This window comes from Limosilactobacillus oris DSM 4864 (genome assembly GCF_001434465.1).
Taxonomy (GTDB): Bacteria; Bacillota; Bacilli; order Lactobacillales; family Lactobacillaceae; genus Limosilactobacillus; species Limosilactobacillus oris.
This window is the reverse complement of record NZ_AZGE01000005.1, coordinates 42,162-62,241: the sequence shown is the minus strand read 5'-3', so window position 1 is coordinate 62,241 and position 20,080 is coordinate 42,162. Positions and strand designations below refer to the sequence as shown.

The 20,080-nt window shown below is 51.2% G+C and carries 24 protein-coding genes, 1 tRNA gene and 1 other annotated feature; of the genes, 2 read left to right on the top strand and 23 right to left on the bottom strand.

Features of this window, described 5'->3' with window-relative positions; all coding sequences use genetic code 11:
- Positions 1-14 precede the first annotated feature (14 nt).
- The 4 genes from priA to gmk all read right to left on the bottom strand — a co-directional run bounded on the left by priA (position 15) and on the right by gmk (position 4,635).
- Positions 15-2,447 carry a primosomal protein N' gene (priA, locus tag FC49_RS03755; protein ID WP_056984306.1) on the bottom strand — a complete coding sequence of 811 codons (2,433 nt, stop codon included), beginning with the start codon at positions 2,445-2,447 and terminating at the stop codon, positions 15-17.
- A complete protein-coding gene (gene coaBC, locus FC49_RS03750) occupies positions 2,448-3,650 on the bottom strand; it encodes a bifunctional phosphopantothenoylcysteine decarboxylase/phosphopantothenate--cysteine ligase CoaBC (protein ID WP_225349555.1) in 1,203 nt (400 codons plus the stop codon).
- Between the two features lie 149 nt (positions 3,651-3,799).
- On the bottom strand, positions 3,800-4,018 hold the full coding sequence (gene rpoZ, locus FC49_RS03745) for a DNA-directed RNA polymerase subunit omega (protein ID WP_003713351.1): 219 nt from the start codon (positions 4,016-4,018) through the stop codon (positions 3,800-3,802).
- The gene (gene gmk / locus FC49_RS03740) at positions 4,015-4,635 is read right to left on the bottom strand and encodes a guanylate kinase (protein ID WP_056984304.1); all 621 of its coding nucleotides are present in this window, start codon (positions 4,633-4,635) and stop codon (positions 4,015-4,017) included. Before gmk ends, rpoZ begins: the two co-directional genes overlap by 4 nt.
- Before the next feature lie 163 nt (positions 4,636-4,798).
- Between gmk and FC49_RS03735 the strand changes: the two genes are divergently transcribed.
- Entirely contained in the window at positions 4,799-5,134 is a 336-nt protein-coding gene (locus tag FC49_RS03735) for a hypothetical protein (protein ID WP_056984302.1), read from the top strand.
- Between the two features lie 66 nt (positions 5,135-5,200).
- Here the strand turns inward: FC49_RS03735 and recN are convergent, their stop codons facing one another.
- From recN to FC49_RS03660, 15 genes are all read right to left on the bottom strand, one after another.
- The gene (recN, locus tag FC49_RS03730; RefSeq protein ID WP_003713272.1) at positions 5,201-6,892 is read right to left on the bottom strand and encodes a DNA repair protein RecN; all 1,692 of its coding nucleotides are present in this window, start codon (positions 6,890-6,892) and stop codon (positions 5,201-5,203) included.
- A 12-nt stretch (positions 6,893-6,904) separates the two neighbouring features.
- Positions 6,905-7,357 carry an arginine repressor gene (locus tag FC49_RS03725; protein ID WP_003713339.1) on the bottom strand — a complete coding sequence of 151 codons (453 nt, stop codon included), beginning with the start codon at positions 7,355-7,357 and terminating at the stop codon, positions 6,905-6,907.
- Between the two features lie 2 nt (positions 7,358-7,359).
- Positions 7,360-8,202, bottom strand: a complete 843-nt coding sequence (locus tag FC49_RS03720; RefSeq protein WP_003713530.1) for a TlyA family RNA methyltransferase — start codon at positions 8,200-8,202, stop codon at positions 7,360-7,362.
- An 11-nt stretch (positions 8,203-8,213) separates the two neighbouring features.
- Positions 8,214-9,089 (bottom strand): polyprenyl synthetase family protein, encoded by an 876-nt coding sequence (locus FC49_RS03715; protein WP_003715733.1) that lies wholly within the window; start codon positions 9,087-9,089, stop codon positions 8,214-8,216.
- Between the two features lie 14 nt (positions 9,090-9,103).
- On the bottom strand, positions 9,104-9,379 hold the full coding sequence (locus tag FC49_RS03710; protein ID WP_003713405.1) for an exodeoxyribonuclease VII small subunit: 276 nt from the start codon (positions 9,377-9,379) through the stop codon (positions 9,104-9,106).
- Entirely contained in the window at positions 9,369-10,718 is a 1,350-nt protein-coding gene (gene xseA, locus FC49_RS03705; protein ID WP_003715729.1) for an exodeoxyribonuclease VII large subunit, read from the bottom strand. The genes FC49_RS03710 and xseA overlap by 11 nt, the downstream gene beginning before the upstream one ends.
- Entirely contained in the window at positions 10,705-11,568 is an 864-nt protein-coding gene (locus FC49_RS03700) for a bifunctional 5,10-methylenetetrahydrofolate dehydrogenase/5,10-methenyltetrahydrofolate cyclohydrolase (protein ID WP_003713438.1), read from the bottom strand. The genes xseA and FC49_RS03700 overlap by 14 nt, the downstream gene beginning before the upstream one ends.
- Positions 11,569-11,673: 105 nt before the next feature.
- Positions 11,674-12,084 (bottom strand): transcription antitermination factor NusB, encoded by a 411-nt coding sequence (gene nusB, locus FC49_RS03695; RefSeq protein WP_003713492.1) that lies wholly within the window; start codon positions 12,082-12,084, stop codon positions 11,674-11,676.
- Positions 12,081-12,524, bottom strand: coding sequence for an Asp23/Gls24 family envelope stress response protein (locus FC49_RS03690; protein WP_003713397.1), 444 nt, complete (start codon positions 12,522-12,524; stop codon positions 12,081-12,083). Before FC49_RS03690 ends, nusB begins: the two co-directional genes overlap by 4 nt.
- 123 nt (positions 12,525-12,647) lie before the next feature.
- On the bottom strand, positions 12,648-13,337 hold the full coding sequence (locus tag FC49_RS03685) for a 2'-5' RNA ligase family protein (RefSeq protein ID WP_056984300.1): 690 nt from the start codon (positions 13,335-13,337) through the stop codon (positions 12,648-12,650).
- Between the two features lies 1 nt (position 13,338).
- Positions 13,339-14,421 carry a M24 family metallopeptidase gene (locus tag FC49_RS03680; RefSeq protein WP_003713346.1) on the bottom strand — a complete coding sequence of 361 codons (1,083 nt, stop codon included), beginning with the start codon at positions 14,419-14,421 and terminating at the stop codon, positions 13,339-13,341.
- Positions 14,422-14,599: 178 nt separating this feature from the next.
- Complete coding sequence (rpmA, locus tag FC49_RS03675) at positions 14,600-14,881, bottom strand: 50S ribosomal protein L27 (RefSeq protein ID WP_003713367.1); 282 nt, start codon at positions 14,879-14,881, stop codon at positions 14,600-14,602.
- A gap of 24 nt (positions 14,882-14,905) precedes the next feature.
- On the bottom strand, positions 14,906-15,229 hold the full coding sequence (locus FC49_RS03670; protein ID WP_003713496.1) for a ribosomal-processing cysteine protease Prp: 324 nt from the start codon (positions 15,227-15,229) through the stop codon (positions 14,906-14,908).
- A 15-nt stretch (positions 15,230-15,244) separates the two neighbouring features.
- On the bottom strand, positions 15,245-15,553 hold the full coding sequence (rplU, locus tag FC49_RS03665; protein WP_056984298.1) for a 50S ribosomal protein L21: 309 nt from the start codon (positions 15,551-15,553) through the stop codon (positions 15,245-15,247).
- A 13-nt stretch (positions 15,554-15,566) separates the two neighbouring features.
- Positions 15,567-15,635: a sequence feature (ribosomal protein L21 leader region), on the bottom strand.
- A 299-nt stretch (positions 15,636-15,934) separates the two neighbouring features.
- Positions 15,935-16,579 (bottom strand): TetR/AcrR family transcriptional regulator, encoded by a 645-nt coding sequence (locus FC49_RS03660; RefSeq protein WP_003713422.1) that lies wholly within the window; start codon positions 16,577-16,579, stop codon positions 15,935-15,937.
- 188 nt (positions 16,580-16,767) lie between these two features.
- On the opposite strand from FC49_RS03660, the gene FC49_RS03655 reads away from it, so the two are divergent.
- Positions 16,768-16,841, top strand: a tRNA-Arg gene (locus FC49_RS03655).
- Positions 16,842-16,976: 135 nt separating this feature from the next.
- Here FC49_RS03655 and FC49_RS10045 read toward each other — a convergent pair.
- The 4 genes from FC49_RS10045 to FC49_RS03640 all read right to left on the bottom strand — a co-directional run bounded on the left by FC49_RS10045 (position 16,977) and on the right by FC49_RS03640 (position 19,717).
- On the bottom strand, positions 16,977-17,147 hold the full coding sequence (locus FC49_RS10045) for a hypothetical protein (RefSeq protein ID WP_164477254.1): 171 nt from the start codon (positions 17,145-17,147) through the stop codon (positions 16,977-16,979).
- 448 nt (positions 17,148-17,595) lie between these two features.
- Positions 17,596-19,035, bottom strand: a complete 1,440-nt coding sequence (locus FC49_RS03650; RefSeq protein ID WP_056984296.1) for a GH25 family lysozyme — start codon at positions 19,033-19,035, stop codon at positions 17,596-17,598.
- A complete protein-coding gene (locus FC49_RS03645) occupies positions 19,028-19,417 on the bottom strand; it encodes a phage holin family protein (RefSeq protein ID WP_056984294.1) in 390 nt (129 codons plus the stop codon). The genes FC49_RS03650 and FC49_RS03645 overlap by 8 nt, the downstream gene beginning before the upstream one ends.
- A gap of 3 nt (positions 19,418-19,420) precedes the next feature.
- Positions 19,421-19,717, bottom strand: a complete 297-nt coding sequence (locus FC49_RS03640) for a hypothetical protein (RefSeq protein ID WP_056984292.1) — start codon at positions 19,715-19,717, stop codon at positions 19,421-19,423.
- Between the last annotated feature and the right edge of the window lie 363 nt (positions 19,718-20,080).

Below are 20,080 nucleotides of genomic sequence, written 5' to 3'. Positions count from 1 at the left end.
ATTCATCCTTTCATTTACATAAAGTATTGGGGATCAGGATCAATGCTAACCTGAACATCCTTAAAGCCCTTGCTTTGTGTCTTCTGCATAATCTCTTGAAGGGTTGCGTGCAACGCCGAATCCTGCTTGTACTTGATAACGATTTGATAATAATAGCGGCGCTTCATCCGTGCAATTGCCCGGGGAGTCGGTCCCAGTACGATTGTCTCCGGTGCTAAGCGCTGGCTAAGCAGGGTCTTGATCTCCGCCATGGCCCGGGCGGCCTCCTGCTCTTCTGGATGGCTTGCCATCAGGCGGACCGTGTAATAGTACGGTGGGTAGCTGGCCTGCCGCCGCAAACTCATCTCCTGGTAAAAGAAACGGTCATAGTCATGCCGCTGAGCATCCTGAATCGCGTAATGCTCCGGGTTAAAGGTTTGGATAATCACTTGTCCGGGCTTGTCCGCCCGCCCTGCGCGGCCACTGACCTGACTCAACAGGTCAAAAGTCCGTTCACTCGCCCGAAAATCAGGGAGCCCCAAACCGGTGTCAGCATTCAAGACCCCCACAAGGGTCACGTTGGGAAAGTCTAAGCCCTTGGCAATCATCTGGGTTCCTAAGAGAATATCAGCCTGGTGGGCGCCAAACTGCCGGAGCAATTTTTCATGCATTCCTTTACGCCTGGTTGTGTCAACGTCCATCCGGATAATCCGGGCCTGGGGTAGCAGCTGCTGTAATTCTGCCTGGACCTTTTCCGTTCCCGTACCGTAATAGCGGATGTGACGGCTATGACAGTGGGGACAGACGCGGGGGATCGGCTCCTCATGACCGCAGTAGTGGCACTTCATCGTCCGGGTATCCATGTGGAGAGTCAAGGAAATGTCACAGTTGGGACACTTGAGAACCGTTCCACAGTCCCGGCACATCATAAAGGAGGAAAACCCCCGGCGGTTAAGCATCAGAATGCTCTGTTCTCCCCGAGACAGGCGGTCATTAAGGGCCGTGAGCAGCGGCGTTGAAAAGTTGCTCTCCCCCCGCCGCTTGATTTCGGGCCGCATATCAACTACTTGGATCGGTGGCAGCGGCTGCTGGTTAACCCTGTGTGGCAGGCGGAGAAAGTGGTAACGCCCCTTTAATGCCCGGGCTCTGCTTTCCAAACTCGGGGTGGCCGAGCCAAGAACTACCGGGGCGCCATGATAGCGACCCCGCCACTTAGCAACCTCACGGGCATGGTAGCGGGGTGCTTCGTCCTGCTTGTAGCTGCCCTCGTGTTCCTCATCTAAAATCACCACTCCCAAGTTGTCAAGCGGGGCAAAGACGGCGGAACGCGCGCCGACTACTACCTTGGCCTCGCCCCGTTCGATCCGCCGCCATTCGTCATACTGTTCCCCGTTCGACAGCCCGCTATGGAGAACCGCAACCTGAGAACCGAAGCGGCGCCGGAACCGGTTCACGATTTGCGGAGTCAGGGAGATTTCGGGAACCAGCATCAACGCCGTTCGCCCATCAGCCAGTGCCTGGGCAATGGTTTGCAGGTACACCTCGGTCTTGCCGCTGCCGGTAACCCCCTGGAGCAAGAAAGTTGTTGCTTTGTGAGCATGAACCTGACTGCTAATTTCGTCAACCGCCCGCTGCTGGTCAGCATTAAGCCGGAGCGGCGCTTCCAAATGGTGGTCATCAGGGAGTGGCTGCCCGTGAGCTTGCGGCGTCCGGTAAACCTCGACAGGGACCTTCTTTAACCAGCCCTTTTTGACCCCCTGATTAAAGGTGGCGGCGGAAATTCCCGTTTGCTGCTCCGCCCGTTTTTGCACGACCGTCTGCCCAACAATGCTCTGCAAATAGGAAAGCAGGCGGTTCTGGGCATGCGCATTCGGGTGAAGCGAGGTCCGGGCTTCTTCGAGGGCCTCAAAGTCGAGTTGGGGCCGAATCCCGGTAATTGTTTTAGCCTTGGCCCGATTTTCGACCTGGTAGTCAAACCGAACCTTCCCCGCTTTTTTCAGCTTCAATAAGCGGGCGATAGCCTCCGGTTGATTCTCAAAATCAGCGTAGTCGCGAAAGTCACGGCCAGCAAAGAGGTCGTAGTAGTCCTGCTCGTCAAGCTCATCCACGACCCGGACAATCCGGTGAGCCTTCCCTTTAAGGAGGTTGGGCAGCATCGTGTAAAGGCAGGCAATCCAAAAGGAGTAGGTCTGGTCCGCCAGCCACTTGCTAAGGGTCAGCAATTCCGCGTTCACTACTGGCTGAAGGTCCATAACCGACTGGATTGGTTTTAACTTCCCCTGGTAGTCAGTACCGTCGGTGAAGCCAACGACAAAGCCCTGGACCTGTCGATGACCATTGCCAAAGGGCACCACCACCCGGGTTCCAACTTGTAACTGCCGCTCCAGCAGTACTGGTACCTGATATGTATATGGCCGGTTAGTCTGCATCGTCGGAACGTCGACTACCACCTGCGCCAATTCCACCATTTAATCACCTGATTCCATCTTCTGTGCTAAGGTCGCTACCAAGCGTGCAGCGACCGCGGTCTTCTTCATCAACGGCCACTGTTCCGGCTGGTGCCCGGCTTGGAGGATAGTTACCTGGTCGTCATCACTCCCAAAGGCTCCCTGGGCGCCCGCCACGCTATTGGCGACAATCATGTCCGCCCCTTTTACTGCTAACTTGCGCTGGGCATTGGCAAGCAGCTGCTGAGTTTCCGCTGCAAAACCAACGACAAGCTGCCCTGGCCGTTTGCTGCGTGCGACGGTTTTTAAAACATCCGGGGTTTCTGTCAAATCAAGCTGCCAATTGTCATGCCCTGCTGTTTTCTTAACTTTCTGGTCAGCGGTTTGCTGGGGCCGGTAGTCGGCAACTGCCGCAGCCATTACCAAGATATCAGCGGCGCTAAAGCTAGTTTGCACTGCCTGGAGCAATTCTTCCGTCGTTTCAACTTTAAGGTTGTGCACCCGCGGAGAAGTTGGCAGAGCAACACTAACCTGCCCCGTGATCAGGGTCACCTGGGCACCAGCAGCAGCGGCGGCCTCTGCAATGGCAATTCCCATCTTACCTGAGGATCGGTTGCCAATGAAGCGAACCGGATCAATCGGCTCACGGGTCCCCCCTGCTGTAACCACTAACCGCTTACCGGCCAGGCTAGTGGAACTGGTGAGCAGGGTGTGGACCTGGTCAACGATTGCTGCCGGTTCAGGCATCCGCCCCTTCCCGGCATAGCCCTCGGCAAGGATTCCATCAACCGGGCCGATAACCGTCACCCCGTCACTTTGTAGCTGGCGGAGGTTCCGCTGGGTCGCGGGAGCCTGCCACATATGGCTATTCATCGCTGGCACAACCACCTTCGGGGCACTGGTCGCCAGGAGGGTCGTCGAAGCGGCATCATCGGCCAGCCCCGCAGCCATCTTCGCCAGAATATCAGCTGTCGCCGGCACGACCAGCGCCAGCTCTGTCCAGTCTGCTAGTTCGATGTGGGGAATCGGGTCCGTATTTTCCCAGAGCGAGGTTAGCACCGGCTGCTTGGTAAGTGCTGCCAAGGTCGTTGGCGTTACTAGGCGACTGGCCGCCGTCGTCATCACTGTCCGCACCTGGTGGCCCTTCTTTTGCAGCCCCCTAACTACTTCTACGCCCTTATAAGCCGCGATGCTTCCCGTCAAATAAACCGTTATCCTTGCCATCATTTCACCCCATCGTTCTTCTTATTACCTGATTATAGCATTTACAAGGTCAATCATGCGAGACAGTCGTTTCCGCCCCCACGATAAAACTAAAAAGGCTCTGGTATTTGGCCAAGCAAATACCAGAGTCCATGCCAACTATTTAATTACTAGTCTTGCAAATCTTCCGTGTGGTCAGGATCAATTGTCACCTTGTCTGCCAAAATTTCTTCAAGAGCCTTCCCAACTGACTTGCTCGACTCATAGTGTTCCAGCAGGGGTGCCGCACCGTTATCAAGCTCATGGGCACGCTTGCTAGCCAGCATAACTAATGAATAACGGGAATCAATCCGCTTGAGCAATTCGTCGACTGATGGATAAAGAATCATTTTTCTGAATCTCCTAACATATCAAGATACCGTGGCATTACCCGAGGAACCCGTAACCGCTCCGTCCGAATAATGTCCTTAATTTTAGCCACCGCATTCGGCACTTCATCGTTCACAACGGCGTAATCATAATTCTGCATCATTTGGATTTCCCCAAAGGCCTTATGAATCCGCTTGTTAATCACTTCCATGCTATCAGTTCCGCGGTGAATCAACCGCTGCTTGAGTTCGTCCAGGTCCGGTGGGGTCAGAAAAATAAAGACACCATCGGGAACCTTTGAGCGAACCTGCATCGCACCGTTCACTTCAACTTCCAGGAAAACATCCTTTCCTGAATCCAAAGTTTCATTAACATATTTTAAGGGGGTTCCGTAATAGTTGTCAACATACTTTGCATACTCAAGCATCCCACCGGTTTGAATATGGTGTTCAAACTCTTCCTTCGAAACAAAGTAGTAATCAACTCCGTTCACTTCACCCGGACGAGGCTTACGCGTGGTCATTGAAACAGAGTATTGAAAATCATTATCATTTGAATCAAAAATTGCTTTCCGCACCGTTCCCTTACCAACACCAGAGGGACCAGACAGGACAATTAACATTCCTCGATTTGCCATCTTGCAACTCCTATCAAAAATTAACGTATTACTACTATAATGCACTACCTTGCTAACAAAATCAACTAAATCTAGCAATCGCCACGGGCAAAAATTAATGCTTGCTTTTCTGAACAGTTGTTCGTATAATGGACTCACAAACAAACGTTCGGAAGGTGACACCATGCAAGAAGTCAAAGCACATTCACTATTAAATAAAGCGCCGCTGCTGACCCGGGTAGTTGGCCAGTTATTTGATGACGAACCACTTAATACTGCTCCGGCGGTTCGTCTGCTTAATCCCCAGTCAGCTCGGCAACGACAACAATTTATCCAGACGGCAATCCAGCAGGACTACACCGTCTTTCTCCAGCTACTCCCCGCCAGTGACGCCGGACGGGTTGAAAACGTCCGCGGGCGGATTAAGCCGCTTCGGGCCGGCCGCTACCTGGTCAAAACCGATCACGCCAGCTATATGGTCCGTTTCAACCAAGTGTGCTACATTGCCCACCTCGATTAATTTTCTCTCATTTAAACAGCCCCCGCCGCTAACCATGACAGTTAGCGGCGGGGGCTGCTTTTTAACTCATGCTTTGTCTTTCGGGTGAGCCATCTGCAACAACTCTTGGGCATGTTCCTTCGTCAACTTGGTTACCTTTTCGCCTGACAGCATCCGGGCAAGTTCATTCACCCGCTGAGCTGCCGCTAAGCTGGTAACAGTGGTCGTTGTCCGCTCATCATGGACTGCCTTCTTGATGAGGAAATGGTGCTGAGCGACGGCCGCAACCTGTGGCAAGTGGGTAATACAGAGCACCTGCGAATTAGCAGCAATCAACCGGATCTTATCGGCAATTGCCTGGGCAACCCGACCACTGACCCCGGTATCGACCTCATCAAAGATAATGCTGGTGACCCCCTCATTAGCCGCAAAGATAGTTTTAAGGGCCAGCATCACCCGAGACAGTTCCCCACCAGAAGCAATTTTGGCTAAGGGACCCATGCTCTCACCCGGGTTAGTCCGGATATAGAATTCGACTTCATCAATCCCGGTGGGCGTAAAGGTCCCGCTGACCTGCTTGGCGAAGTGGACTTCAAAGTCTGCCTTGGCCATGTATAGTTCTGCTAACTGCTGGTGGACCTGTGCGGCCAGCTGGTGGGCCGCCTGCTGGCGAACCCGGCTAAGCTCCTCACCAACGGTTTGAAGCTGCTCTTGGGCCGTTGCCAGCCGGGCTTCCAAGTCATTGTTGGAGTCCGCTGCTGCCTCCATCGTATCCAATTCCTTTTTGATTTTAGCGTAGTAATCCAAGACTTTGGCGACAGAGTCACCATACTTATGTTCCAGATCCCCGATGACCGTTAGCCGTTGGTCAATTTCTGCCAGACGCTGGTCATCAAATTCAAGGAGGTCTAGCTGCTGCCCAGCCTGGTTAGCAACGTCCTGAAGGGCATAGTAGGCGTCGTTCAGGGACTTGCTTAACGAATCGTAATCATCATCAAACTCCGCAATCCCGTTAATGGCTTCCATCACCGTAGCAACCTGGTCTAGCACCGGTGCTTCACCGTCATTAAAGGTTGCCACGGCCTGTTGAAGGGCATTATTGATTTGCTGAAAGTGTTCCAGACGATCCCGCTCGCTGGTAAGTTGTTCCTCCTCATCAGCTTTGAGCTGGGCACTCCCGATTTCATCGACCTGGTAGTGCAGCATATCCAAACGCTGGGCCCACTGCTGCTCATTTGCTTGCTTCTTAGTGACCGCCGCCTTGAGCTGAGAATAGTCGTGGTAAAGTTGCTGGTACTTAGTGAGCAACGGCTGAACCTGCTTGCTAGCATACTGATCCAGCATTCCCAGGTGTTTTTCAGGTTGCAAGAGCAGCTGGTGTTCGTTTTGCCCTTGAATATCAACCAAATAGGCACCAATCTGCCGCAGCATTGTCGTATTAATCAGCTGGCCGTTGACCCGGATCGTATTGCGACCATTCCGGTGGATTTCACGCATAATAATCAGGGTTCCATCCTCATACTCAATTCCGAGTGAATCCAAAAGCGCCGCCAGGCCAGGATCTGCCGTTAACGCAAACTGGCCCTGCAAGCGTAGTTTTTCTTCCCCACGTCGGATAAACTCCTGGGATCCGCGGCCACCAGCCAATAAGCCAACCGCATCAATAATAATTGACTTCCCGGCACCGGTCTCACCGGTCAATACCGTCATCTGATTCGCAAATTCTAAGCTAAGGTGCTTAATAATTGCGAGGTTGTCAATCGTAAGTTCTTGCAGCATCGCCAATCTCCTTTATCCTACCAAACTGTTCAAGTAGTCCGCGAGCGTTTGAGCATCATCAGCAGTATCGCATACCACCAGCACGTTGCTATCGTCACCAATGGTCGTAAAGACCCCCCGGTCAGTTAACCGCCGCAGCAGGTTAGCGACAACCGGGCCGTTGCCAGGACGAACCGCCAGGGCTAAGAGACGGTCACTGCGCTTCAACTGCACCAGGCTGTCGTGAATCGTCGTCCCGAGCTGGTCAGGCTCGTCCCGGTGCTGCATTACGGGCAAGGCATAACGGTAACCCCCGTTTTCAGCCGGCACCTTGATCAGCTGCATTTCCTTGATGTCACGCGAAATTGTGGCCTGGGTTACTTGCAGTCCCAGCTCATTTAGGGCGCCGACCAGGTCTTCTTGGCGTTCAATACTCCGTGCCGTGATAATTTCGCGGATTTTCTTTTGTCGATCAGCCTTTTTCATCCTCAATTACCACCTTTCCCGTCGTTAGCCTTGTCATTCAGCTCCCGGTCAGCATTAGCAATCACCTGGTCAATATCGATTTCAGGCGCAAGCTGACCCGGCTGGTCGCTTAGCCGTAAGTGGGCCAAGAATTCCATGTTGCCCTGGCCACCCTTAATCGGTGAAAAATCTAACCCCAGGACATCAAAATGGTCAGCCCGTGCGAATTCCAAAACTTCTTCCAGGACTGCCTTATGCACCCCATGGTCCCGAATGATTCCGTGCTTGCCAACGTGCTCTTTACCAGCCTCAAACTGGGGCTTGATCAAAGCAACCACTTCGCCGCCCGGCTGTAAAATTCCCGCAAGCGGCGGTAAAATCAGCCGCAAGGAAATAAAGGAAACGTCGATTGAGGCAAAGGCGGGCTGACCGTGGGTAAAGTCCGCAAGTTTGCTGTAACGGAAATTAGTCTGTTCCATCACTACCACCCGGGGGTCCTCCCGTAGCTGCCAAACCAGCTGGTTAGTACCAACATCCAACGCATAGCTGAGCCGCGCGCCATTTTGCAGCATGACGTCGGTAAAGCCACCGGTCGAGGAGCCAATATCTAAAACCACCTTATCGGCCACTGAAATTTGGAAAGCCTTCAGCGCCTTGGCAAGTTTTAACCCGCCCCGGCTGACGTACGGCATCTTATGGCCTTTCATATGTAAGGTCGTGGTCACGGGGATTTTCTGCCCCGGCTTATCGAGCCGTTCATTATTTTTACCAAGAATTTCTCCCGCCATGACAGAGCGTTTCGCTTGTTCCCGTGAATCAAACAATCCCTGCTTGACTAACAACACATCAACACGTTCTTTTTCCATAGTTTTGTTCCTTATAATTTAAAATACGCTAAAAAATCATCATATGCAGCAAACGATCGGCCAGTTAGCTGACTCAATGCTGCTTGGGCATTTTTCGCCCGCTCGAGTGCCTGCTGGAGTTGCTCTTCTGCCCCAGTGACACCGAGAAGGCCGGGATAAGTGTTTTTATGCTCAGCGGCGTCTTTGCCAACCCGCTTCCCCATTGCGGTCGTTGTCCCAACAACGTCCATCAAGTCATCGTAAATTTGGAAAGCCAGGCCGTAACTGCTGCCAAACTGGGCTAGCAACCGCTGGACAGCGGCCGGCTGGACAGTAATAATTCCACCAGCCAAGACCGCGTACCGCAGGAGCGCCCCGGTCTTTTGCCGGTGAAGGTAGCGGAGCTGGTCAAGGGTCAAACGGCGCCCAGTTCCTTCAATATCACGGGCTTGACCAGCCACCATCCCCGCCGGTCCCGCCGCTTTAGCTAGCTCTAAGGCTAACTGGCTCTTCATCGTCGCTGGCAGCTGATTATCCGTGACCCACTGGAAGGCCAGGGTTAGCAGACCATCACCGGCTAAGGTCGCCATCCCCGCGCCGAACTTGCGGTGGTTGGTTGGCGCTCCCCGCCGCAAATCATCATTGTCCATTGCTGGCAAATCATCATGAATCAGCGAATAGGTATGGAGCAATTCCAATGCCGTAGCGGCCCGAACAACGTCTTCGGTTAACTCGCCGCCGAAAATCTCGACGGTTGCCAGCGTCAGCGTTGGCCGGAGTCGCTTCCCCCCTGCCAGCACCGAATACTGCATGGAGGCTGCTAATGTTGACTGGTCAACGTCATTTGCCAGGTGGGTATCCAGGTAGCTGGTCACACGGGCTTTTAACTGTTCTAAAGATTCAACCATATCGTCACCAGGACCTAGTCGGCACTGCCAAAGCCCCGATTGCCCCCACCATTATTGCTGGGATCATCCGTGGCCTTTTCGTATTCTTTTTCTTCATCGTTGTCATCAATTAAATGTCCGAGCGTCTTTTCCGCAGTGGTCAACTTCTTTTGCAGGTCCTTGGATAGCTTGATTCCTTCTTGGAACTGCTCAATGGCTGATTCGAGAGGGACATTGCCCTGCTCCAGCTGGTTAACAATTGCCTGCAGTTTTGTCAGCTGCTCTTCAAAAGTTGGTTCTTTACTTGCCATTTTTCTTCTCCTTAATATCTGTTATCGTAACGGTTACCTCGCCATCAGCAAAGTGTAAGAGCAATGGCTCCCCAGTGTTCAGTTGGGCGGCCTGGTTGACGACCTTCCCGTTTCTGGTCACGTAGGTATAGCCCCGTTCCATAATTTTCAGCGGGTCCAATGAATGCAGCTGCTTGGTCAGGGCCTGCAACTGCTGAGCGGTCTGCTGGGTCTTTGCCTGGGCCGCCGTCTGCAAGCGGGCTGCCAGCTGCTGAACAGTTAGTCGCTCTTGATCAACCAACCGTTGCGGATTATAGGCTAGCAGGCGGTTATAGACCTGGGCCACATCGTTTGCCGCATTGGTTAAACGGCACTCCTGTTGCTGACGAAGCTGCTGGGTCAACTGGTCAACCTTTTGCGCGTAGTTTTCGTACAGCCGGGTCGGTTGTTGAAAAATATAGCTGCCGGTGAGCTTCGCGAGCTGCTTTTTTTCAAAGTCAATCTGTGCCCGCATCGTGTTGTACAGGCGCTGCTGAAAGTCACTAATCAGCATCAGGGTATTGTCGAGGCGTTGGGGGGTCGCTAGTTCAGCCGCGGCAGTTGGCGTGGCCGCCCGTTGATCAGCGACCAAATCGGCAATCGTCGTATCGGTTTCGTGGCCGACCGAGGAAATCACCGGAAGCGGGCAATCCGCAATCGCGCGGGCAACCACTTCCTCATTAAACGGCCAAAGGTCTTCGATTGAACCACCACCACGGCCAATAATGAGCGTGTCAAAGTCGCCCCGTTCGCCCGCCCGTTTAATCTGCCGGGCAATATCAGCAGCAGCCTTCTCCCCCTGAACTACGGTTGGGAATAGTACCACCTGGGCAATCGGGTAACGACGCCGCACCGTCGTGTTAATATCCCGAATCACCGCTCCGTTCAGACTGGTTACGACCGCAATTCGCCGGGGAAAGAGCGGTACTGCTTTCTTAGGCCGGGAAAAGAGCCCTTCAGCATTGAGCTTCTTTTTTAACTGTTCAAAGGCCAGGTAAAGCGAGCCCACCCCGTCCGGTTCCATCGTGTCGATATAGATCTGGTAGCGGCCGCTACGTTCATAGAGGCCGACATGGCCGGTTACACAAAGTTTCATCCCCTCCTCGGGGGTAAACTTCACCTTGCTAAACTGGCTCCGAAACATCACGGCATCAATTACCGCCTGGTCATCTTTCAAACTGAAATACTGGTGACCGCTGCGCAAGCGGAAATTGGATAGTTCACCGGTAAGGTAAACCGTCTGCAGGTACGGATCACGGTCAAATTTTAGTTTTAAGTATTTGGTGAGCTGACTAACCGTCAGGTACTTACTTCTGTCCATTTCTCCTCCATTCAGCCAGGTCGACCGTCTGCTCCATCAGGCTGGCGATCGTCATTGGGCCTACTCCCCCCGGCACTGGAGTAATCATCTTGGCAATCGGTTCGACAGCCGCAAAATCCACGTCACCGGTTAACTCGCCGGACGGGAGTCTGTCCATTCCCACGTCAATGACCACCGCACCAGGCTTCACGTCATCCTTGCCGATAAAATGGGCAATCCCCGTCGCAACGATTAAAATATCCGCCTGGGTGGTTAGTTCCCGCAGGTTCTTCGTGTGGCGGCCAGCAATGGTCACGGTCGCATTGGCATTAGCCAGCAGGGCCAGCAACGGTTTACCAACCAGGATGCTCCGCCCCACGATCACTACATTTGCTCCCGCCAATGGGACCTGGTAGTAGCTAAAAATCCGCATAATGCCGCGCGGGGTACAGGCAACCGGGTAGTTGCCCGGCTGGTTGCCAAAGAGTTTCCCTAGGTTGTCAGGGTGCAAGCCATCAACGTCCTTGGCTGGAGAAATCGCATTGGTAATGGCAACGGCGTCCAGGTGGTCAGGAAGCGGCTCTTGAACGATGATCGCGTCAATAGAATCATCGTTATTCAGCTCCTTAATCGTTCCCAGTACCGTGGACTGCTTAACATCAGTCGGAAAACGGTATAGGTCGGACTTTAACCCCATCTTTTCCGCCAAGCGGTGTTTGTTGCGCGTATAAATTTGACTAGCAGGATCATCGCCAACCAAGACGACCGCGATTCCTGGCTTAATTCCGCGCTCAATCAAACCAGCAGCCCGAGTGGTGGTATGCTGGTTAACCTGCTTTGCTAGCTTCTTGCCATCGATTAGTATTGCCATTCCATTTCCTCCTCAAGTATTTCTATTTTAACATAAACTCCGGGACGGACAGAAACATGAACGGGGCCCAACATTTGGCTTCCCAAATGCTAGGCCCCACTCATTTTATAAGTTGTTTTCCTTTTCAAACCGGCCAAGAGCACCGTTAATAAACTTTCGGGATTGATCGTTACTAAATTCCTTTGCTAATTCCAGGGCCTCATTAATTGCCACGGGCGTTGGAACTTCCTCAACGTATTGCAGCTCATATAAGGCCAAGCGGAGAATGATCAAATCAGCCTTAGCCAGGCGATCAATCGTCCAGTCACTGGCAAGCAGACTGCTAATCTGCCCATCTAAAGCAGCCTGCCGGTCACTGACTCCAGTCGCCAGCCGTTGGACGTATTCGGGAATCGCCCGTTCATCATGGTGTGGAATCGACTGGTAAATCGTTGCCAAGTCGGCATCCGGGTTAGTTTGTAAAGCAAACAAAACTTGGAACGCCTCTTCACGAAGCGCGTGACGAGTTAAACTCATGCTTCTTCGTTACCTCCATCATCTTCGGAATCTTCACTAAATAGGTTATCCGGATCAACCTGCTTTTCTTCCTGCAGGGCAACAACCCCCTTAACGTGGACGTTAACTTCCGTCACTACCAAATTAGTCATGAGAGTTACCTGTTGCTTGATCCGCTTCTGGATTTGGCCCGCTACTTTCGGGACGGAAACACCGTACTCAACGTAGACGTCCACGTCGATAGTCAAGGAGTCACTGTCCTTTACCAGTTTGACCCCCCGCCGGTGATCAGACCGTCCCAACAGTTCACTAACGCTGTTGGCAAATGATCCGTACATCTTGGATACACCATCAACCTCGCTTGCCGCGTAACCAGCAATGATTTCTAATACCCGGGGAGCAATTTCGATTGTTCCGAGGCTCTGATCATCATTTAAAATAATTTTTGATTCTTCTGGCATTTTTAACCCTCCATGGGAACCGGGCACGAACCCTGTCTCTAAGTATTATCAACACAAGAGTGTAACAGCCGAGCAGCCGTTACCAATAGTCTTTATCTATTTTGCACTAAATACGGGTAAAAATCAACGGCCATCCCCCGCAAACGGCAGACGGACGCAGGACTCGACTTGGCGGTTATACCAGTCGTGAACGACTAAGTCGAGTGCGTGCATGGTAAAGTGACCATAATTTGTCGCCGCGTTTTCCTTAATTGCCGCCAAGAAACGATCCGGAGCACTAATGGGATGGGTGAACCGTGCCACCGTAACGTGTCCCGAAACGGTCGGGTACCGCTCCGCCACGGGCAGGTGCAGTGCAGGCAGTTCGGACCGGAGCCGGCGCCGTAATTCCGCCAACTCCGGACCGTAGTCGCCGGTTACTAATACCGCTCCTGGACTGACAATCATCCCCTGGAGCCGCCAGTGAATCGGTGGGGTGGTCGCGACGATTTTGCCAACTGCCGCCCGGTAGCGAGCAAGCTGCTTGGCGGAAAGCCGCAAACCATCCCGTGCCGCTAATAAATCCATCACCGTAATGTGGAGATCAGGCGATGGGTAATAGTATTGCTCTGGAGCAACCGCAGCTAACTGCTGCAGGGTAAATTCAATATTTCGACTCACATGGGCTGGCAGGCGTCCCAGCAGAGTCAGTCCCCGGCGGCTATCTGGACGGGGCGACCGGAGGCAGCGGTCGATTTCCGGTTGCCGCGCACGAATCCGCCGGCGGCCCTGGTCATTAATCGACCGGTAGAGCTTCCTTAACTGCTCCTCCACCTTAATCACCCACAATTATCAGATCAGTCGGCGCCGCTGTCAGTACTCGGGGACCGGCATGGGTAACGACCACATCATCCTCTATCCTAACGCCGCCAATTTCTGGAATATAAATTCCCGGTTCAACCGTGAGCACTTCGTTATTAACCAGCTTGATCTGGCTAGCTCCCGGACCATAGCTCGCCGGTAATTCGTGGACAGCCAGACCGATACCATGTCCCATCCCATGGTTGAATTCATCCCCGTAGCCAGCTTCTTCGATCAACCGGCGCCCCGCGGCGTCGAGCTTGTCTCCACGAGCACCGACCCGGACCTGGTCAATCACTGCCTGCCGGGCAGCATTAACAATTTGATAAACATCACGCAGCTCCGGGTCAATTGATCCCACCGCAACCGTCCGGGTCATATCAGCAGTATAACCGTCAACGAAGTAGCCAAAGTCCAGCGTTAAGATGTCCCCGTCAGCCAGCAGCTTGTCACTAGCGGTAGCGTGGGGCTTGGCAGCGTTAAGGCCGCTCGCCACAATCGTTGGGAAAGAGGCCCCACTAGCGCCGTGTTCCTTCATCCAGTAGTCAAGCAGGTTAGCCAGGTGGCGTTCACTGACCCCAGGACGAATTTGCTCCAGGAGGTAGCGGAAGCCGGCGGTGTGCAGGTCCGCGGCCCGTTGGAGCTTTGCCACTTCCGTACTGTCTTTGACCAACCGCATTTTTTCAAGCAGCTGATTAAACGGCACGAGGTCCGCAGTCATTATTTCGTCAAGCAGGTCGTATAAACGGTAGGAAATACTTTCCTCATATCCCAAGACGGCAATCTGCATAGCTTGGCAAAGACGGTCAAGATCATGGTAGTAGTCTTGGCTGATGGTCGCCACGACCTCATCACTGTCAAACTCATCCAAGGCTAGCTGGTAACGAGCATCAGTCACGATAATTGCCTGGTCCTCAGTAACTAACAGAAAGCCATCCCCTTGAAGAAGGTTAAACCCGGTTAAGTAAGCAATATTAGTCTGGTCAGTGATTAAGAAAGCGTCGACGTACAGCTTAGGCAGGCGCTGTTGGAGGCGTTGAATTCGAGTAGCCATCATTTTCCCTCCTTTTGATTTAACAGGCGGAGCGGACAGGGTTAGTTTCCTAATCCGTCTTCCCCATTGAACAGGTTTTGACGCATGGCGGGGTTATTTTCCCGGCTGCCACATCGTTCCAGAATTAACTTTAAAACAAGAAAGAGGTTGAGTTAATTCCCAACCTCCTTGATCATTTAACTTATTCAGCAACTGGGTAGACAGATACCTTGCGCTTGTCACGGCCCATGCGTTCAAACTTAACAACACCGGCAACCTTAGCGTACAGAGTATCGTCACCACCACGGCCCACGTTTTCACCTGGGTTGATGTGCGTACCACGTTGACGGTAAATGATGGAACCAGCAGTTACCATTGAACCATCAGCGGCCTTAGTACCAAGACGACGACCAGCTGAGTTCCGACCGTTGGCAGTGGAACCGCCCCCTTTGTGGTGGGAGAAGAATTGCAAATCCATAATCATAGTTGTTCACCTCCGGCAATGAACTTAGTTTAACATTTTTACTTCAATGTTAGCTGGATAGCTTTGCTGAATGTCTAACAGGCCATTCAGCAAGGTATTCAGGAGGAGCTGACTATCATGGTCAGTTCCCAGTGCGGACGCCTTTAATAGGCCCCCATTTTGATTATCGCTTTCTACCGCTGGCTTGTAGTGAACAACGTGTTCTAAGCCGTTAATGGTAGAAATGGTCAAAGCAGATACGGCTGCACAGACAATATCTTGTCCGTACGGGCCGGCCTCAGCATGACCGGTAATCGCAAAGTCGGTGATTCGCCGATTCGAATCTAACGTAAAGTGTGCCCGAATCATGCCCTCACCTCCACATTAAGCGTTGATCTTGTTGATCGTAACCTTAGTGTATGGTTGACGGTGACCCTGCTTAGTGTGGGTGTGCTTCTTAGGCTTGTACTTGAAGGTAACAACCTTCTTTTCCTTACCTTGCTTTTCGACAGTCCCTTCAACAGCAGCACCATCAACGAATGGCGTACCGATCTTGGTGTCGTCACCACTAACTAAGATTACCTTATCAAAGGTAACCTTGTCACCCTGCTTAGCGTCAAGCTTTTCAACGAAGATGGCCTTGCCTTCTTCAACCTTGTATTGCTTACCGCCAGTAACGATAATTGCGTACATATTGTGCACCTCCTTAATATCTCAGACTCGCCGAATCAAGCAGCAGTGCTTTGAACTTGATAGCGTGCGGTTGTAGTTGTTGGTTCACAAATACAACGTTTGTATGATAGCAAATTTTCCGATAGTCGTCAACTCTTAATTTAGGGCAGCCCTTTTGAAATGGCGGGACATGAGGATAAAGCCGACTTGACTAGTTCGTCTGCCTTCGCTCCCGCGTCACAAGCTAGCCCGAAAGAATAGTTCCGACGTCCAGAAAAGTCTGGTGGATAAGCTCTTTAAAAATAGTAAAGAGGCTGAGTTGGTTCTCAGCCCCCTGTTGGACAATTTAACTCTGGAGTGCGGATAAACTGTGATCTGTTTAGCGGGCACTCCTACCCCAGCCTAAATATCACTTACTGGCGCGCCCTCTTCACTGACAAAAAAGCCCGCACTAATGATATTGTCGCTGTTAAATTGATTAAACATCTTCTCAACGCTTTGGGTCATATAACGGGCGGTATAAATCATCCCGTCTTTAAGCCAGTGACGGATGAGCCCGAGAAAAGCCGAATCAATAAAGGAGATTTGCAATTGGAGAGGAACCGGCTGCTGTTTTTGTGGATCGTTTACAGTGTTACAATAATTTGCTAAACCGTTTGCCAAACGATCATACATCTGTTCATAGAAGAAATCTGTCTTTTCACTATTCAATAGAACATCAAAGATATCGGCGTTCTTCTCAATGTAGTTAAAAGCTCTACTTACGGAAAACACCTGCACCGTTCGCTTCATTGACAAACTAAAGTCATCACTATCTACCATTACTTCAGCAAAGAAGTCATCAAGGATTTCTTTAATCGCCGACTTAATAAAGTCGTGCTTATCCTTGTAATGTAAATAGAAAGTTCCGCGGGTGATGCTGGCAGTTTCTGTAATTTTTTGGACGCTTATATCCTCGATCTTTTCACGCCGCATTAGGTAAACAAGCGCCTTGCGCAGGCTATTTCTCGTTTTTACCACGCGCGGGTCCGTCTTATTAACAGCCATCAATCATCATCCTTTCATCTTCAGCTTGTGTTCTTCTCCCCTTCCCATACTTCTACTCCTTTAAAGTATAGGTTCCTCGAAAGCGCTTTGTCAAACTTCTTAACGTACTTTTTTCAATAATTTATTTAATATCTCTTCAGTAAGCAATTGACAATGAATTAAAGAAAATTATATACTTAAACCTGTCTGGAGCGGTAGCGCAACTGGATAGAGCATCGGTCTTCTAAACCGAGGGTTGTGGGTTCGATTCCCACCCGTTCCATTTAAATAGAATTCTGTAAAATCATGAAGAAGCCCCAATTCCTTGATATTAAAGGAGTTGGGGCTTTTAGTTTATTTTTTAAAATCGTAGAAAATCATGCAAAATAATAAAGTTGGGGTACATTTGGGGTACAAATTATTCACCCAGCCGTTCAGTAATCATTTTTTGCAGTTCCCTTAAATCGTCATCAGTGGCTAAGTCCCGGACGAATTTTCGGGCGTAAGAGCGGTAACGGTAAATTCGGTTCTTTTCCTTATTATTACTATCCCATTTTTGTTTAGCTCTTTTCTGGGCTTCACTAACCATCTTTATCGACCTTCTATCATTAATATGGTATACTTTATATGCAAAAAGCCAAGAGGTACCAGCTCTTGACTCTTTGCGTTCCGGAAATAGATGTGTCAGCTAACCGCTATCTGCGATTAGCTTTTTTTATTATCGTGTAAGCCTTGGCGAAGTTAATCGCGGCTACCGACAATAACCAGATTGCCAGTGCGATAACAAGGCACCCTCTCTTTCCGGGTTACTTTTGTTTCCATCGGTATCATCCCCTTTCCGGACTTGGGGAATTACTTCCGGAACGCTGTAGTCAATTCAAGGCTAGCTACTTCCTATCCTTGACTACAATTATATTATACCTTATTAACATAGACGTGGCAATACTTTTTTGCACAAAAAAAGACCCGGCACCTGCTTCCACACAGGCCCGGGTCACGGTTAACTTTTAAAGGGAGACTTTTCATCTCCTATCTTTTTATTTTGCATTGACCAGCAGGGTTCCGTCCTGCTGGCGGCTTAAACTAATGTCATGAGCGACAAAGGTTTGCTCCATCTTGCCGTCCAGGACCGGCATAGATGGCCCCTGGAACGGGTCGAACCAGTAATCGACGTACTTACCTTCGCCGTGCTCTTCGTCAGAGTAGCGGGCAATAATCTGGAGCTTATGGCCGACCAGACTAGCGTCATAGTCAAAGGCCGCATTGAAGCCGGATTGCCCGGATCCATAGATGGCAGATTGAGCCTTGGCCACATCTGGGCGAGCCGCAGAATCAACCTTGACCCGTTGCAGTTCCCGGTTGGCAGCCGCGTCAAACAGAATGACGAAGCGATGCTGCTTGCCAATGGACAAGTCAGACGCAAACCAACCTGCGACATGTAGCTGCTTGCCAAAGGACACGCTCATGCTATCCAGGTAAGCAGCTGACTTGCTCAGGTCAGCTAAGCTGGTGTAATCTACCGCATTACCATTGCCGGCTGGGTCATCCGTGTAGCGGAAGTAGACCCGTAGTTTCTTGCCGGCCATTGCCGCCGTGTAGTCAAACTTGGCCGCAAAGCCAGATTGACCAGCCCCCGGAATATCTGGGAACGCCTTAGCCACATCAGGACGTGGTGACAGTGCCACACTTTGCCGGGCAAGTTCATGCCCCTGGTCATCGGTAATGATGATATAGTGGTTGCTCTTACCGTTAGCTTTATCACTGGCAAACCAGCCACCAACAACCAACTTGTTATCTTCAAAGTGGCAGTCGTCTAGGTGGCCACCACTGGTAATCTTTTGTTGTGTCATGCCTGTAAACACCCCCGTTAAATCAATTGAGCCGTCAATGTGCTCACCGTAAAAGTTATCAGTAAACTGCCAAGCACAGATAAAATTGCTGATACCTGGGAAGTAGCCCATAGCAGGTGAAGTGACCCCCGCAAGCGTAGGATATGCCGCAATCCACATGACAGCACCGGTGGCCGCATGAATGGCTTCAAAGTCCCACAGGTTAGCCATACCAGAGTACGAGTAGAAGACCGGACGATAGCCAGCCGCCTTGACGCACTTCAAGAAGGCAATTGCCGCTTGCGTGTTGCTTGCCCGGTAACCTAGCTTCTCTTCGTAATCAAGAATTAGCGGAGCTCCCTGTGGTAAGCCTACCTGTCGAGCACGAGCAATAGCGAAGTTGGCTTCTTGCACGGCCTGGTATGAATTCCCCCGGAACCGTGAGAAGTGATACCCAGATACTGCCAGTCCCTCATGCTTGATAGCGGCAATCTGCCCTGCGGCGTATTCGTTGACGTACCAGATACTTTCAGTCAGCTTGACGATACCGCCCTTCACCCCACGAGCTTTCCACTTAGACCAGAAGTCGTAGTAGACTGCTTGCGGCTGAAAGGCGGCCACATCAAGAGTGTAGCCGTAGTTAGTCATGAACTACCACTCCCGTCTGTGGTTCCTTGTTGGGGTCAACAGTTGGGGTCAGGTCACTCTTTTCGTAAGCAGCCTGTACAGCGTGCTCGACTGTTTCCCGGTGTACGTCGAAGCCCTTATCAGCCAAAGTGCCACCTACAATCTTAGTGGCTTCCTTGAACTTGTCGGGGCCAGTAACACCCTGAGCACTTACCAGGCTGTTGACTGCATTATCGGCCAGGGAATTGACCAAGCCCAGCAGCTCCTTCTCTTGTACGGTCTTGGCGTGCTTTTGCTTCTCAACCATGACTGGCTTGAAGTACTTCCATGCAAAGACAGCTACGGCTCCCGCAACCCCCGATGTTACAAGCCAGTTCCCCAAGTGCATTAAAAAATTCCACATAAGTTATTCCTTCTTTCGGTCGTATACTTCATGTTCCAGACTTGTGATTCTTTGGTTCCGCACTTTGGCTTCCCCAATATGTTCCTCAAATCGGTCTTCCAGTTTATCAAGGCGGTGCTTAGTTTCACGATTGTCATTAACCAATCCTCGGAGCGTTGAGTCTAGCATTTCCATCGTATTTTGAAGTCTATTCATTACTGACGTCACTTTGATGATTACTCCAAAGAAACAACCGATGCCACCAATGATTGCGACAATCGATCCCCATTCATCAATCCCTAGTCCCATAACTTGGTGCATTTCCCCACCTCCCTAAAATTTGGTAAAATAAAAGCGCCTATCCGAAGATAAGCGCTCGGGTCACTACTTGAGCAACCACTTAATTAGTTGTTTAGCGTGCTTACTAGGCACGATGATGATCAGAAGGAACCAATGTCCCATAGGAGTCACCTCCTATTGCACACGGTTTAAGTGGGAGCTACCCACCCGGTGCGCAGTAATTATTGTATCACAATTAGAATGTGATATAATATAGACATGATGATTAGAAGGCCGGTGCGCAAAATGGTGTTGTGGTAGCTCCTCAATGCCGAACCGGTTGCGGGCGCTTAATAAGCGTCCATTTTTTATTTTAAAGCCGCCCATAATAAAAGCCCTGGAGTT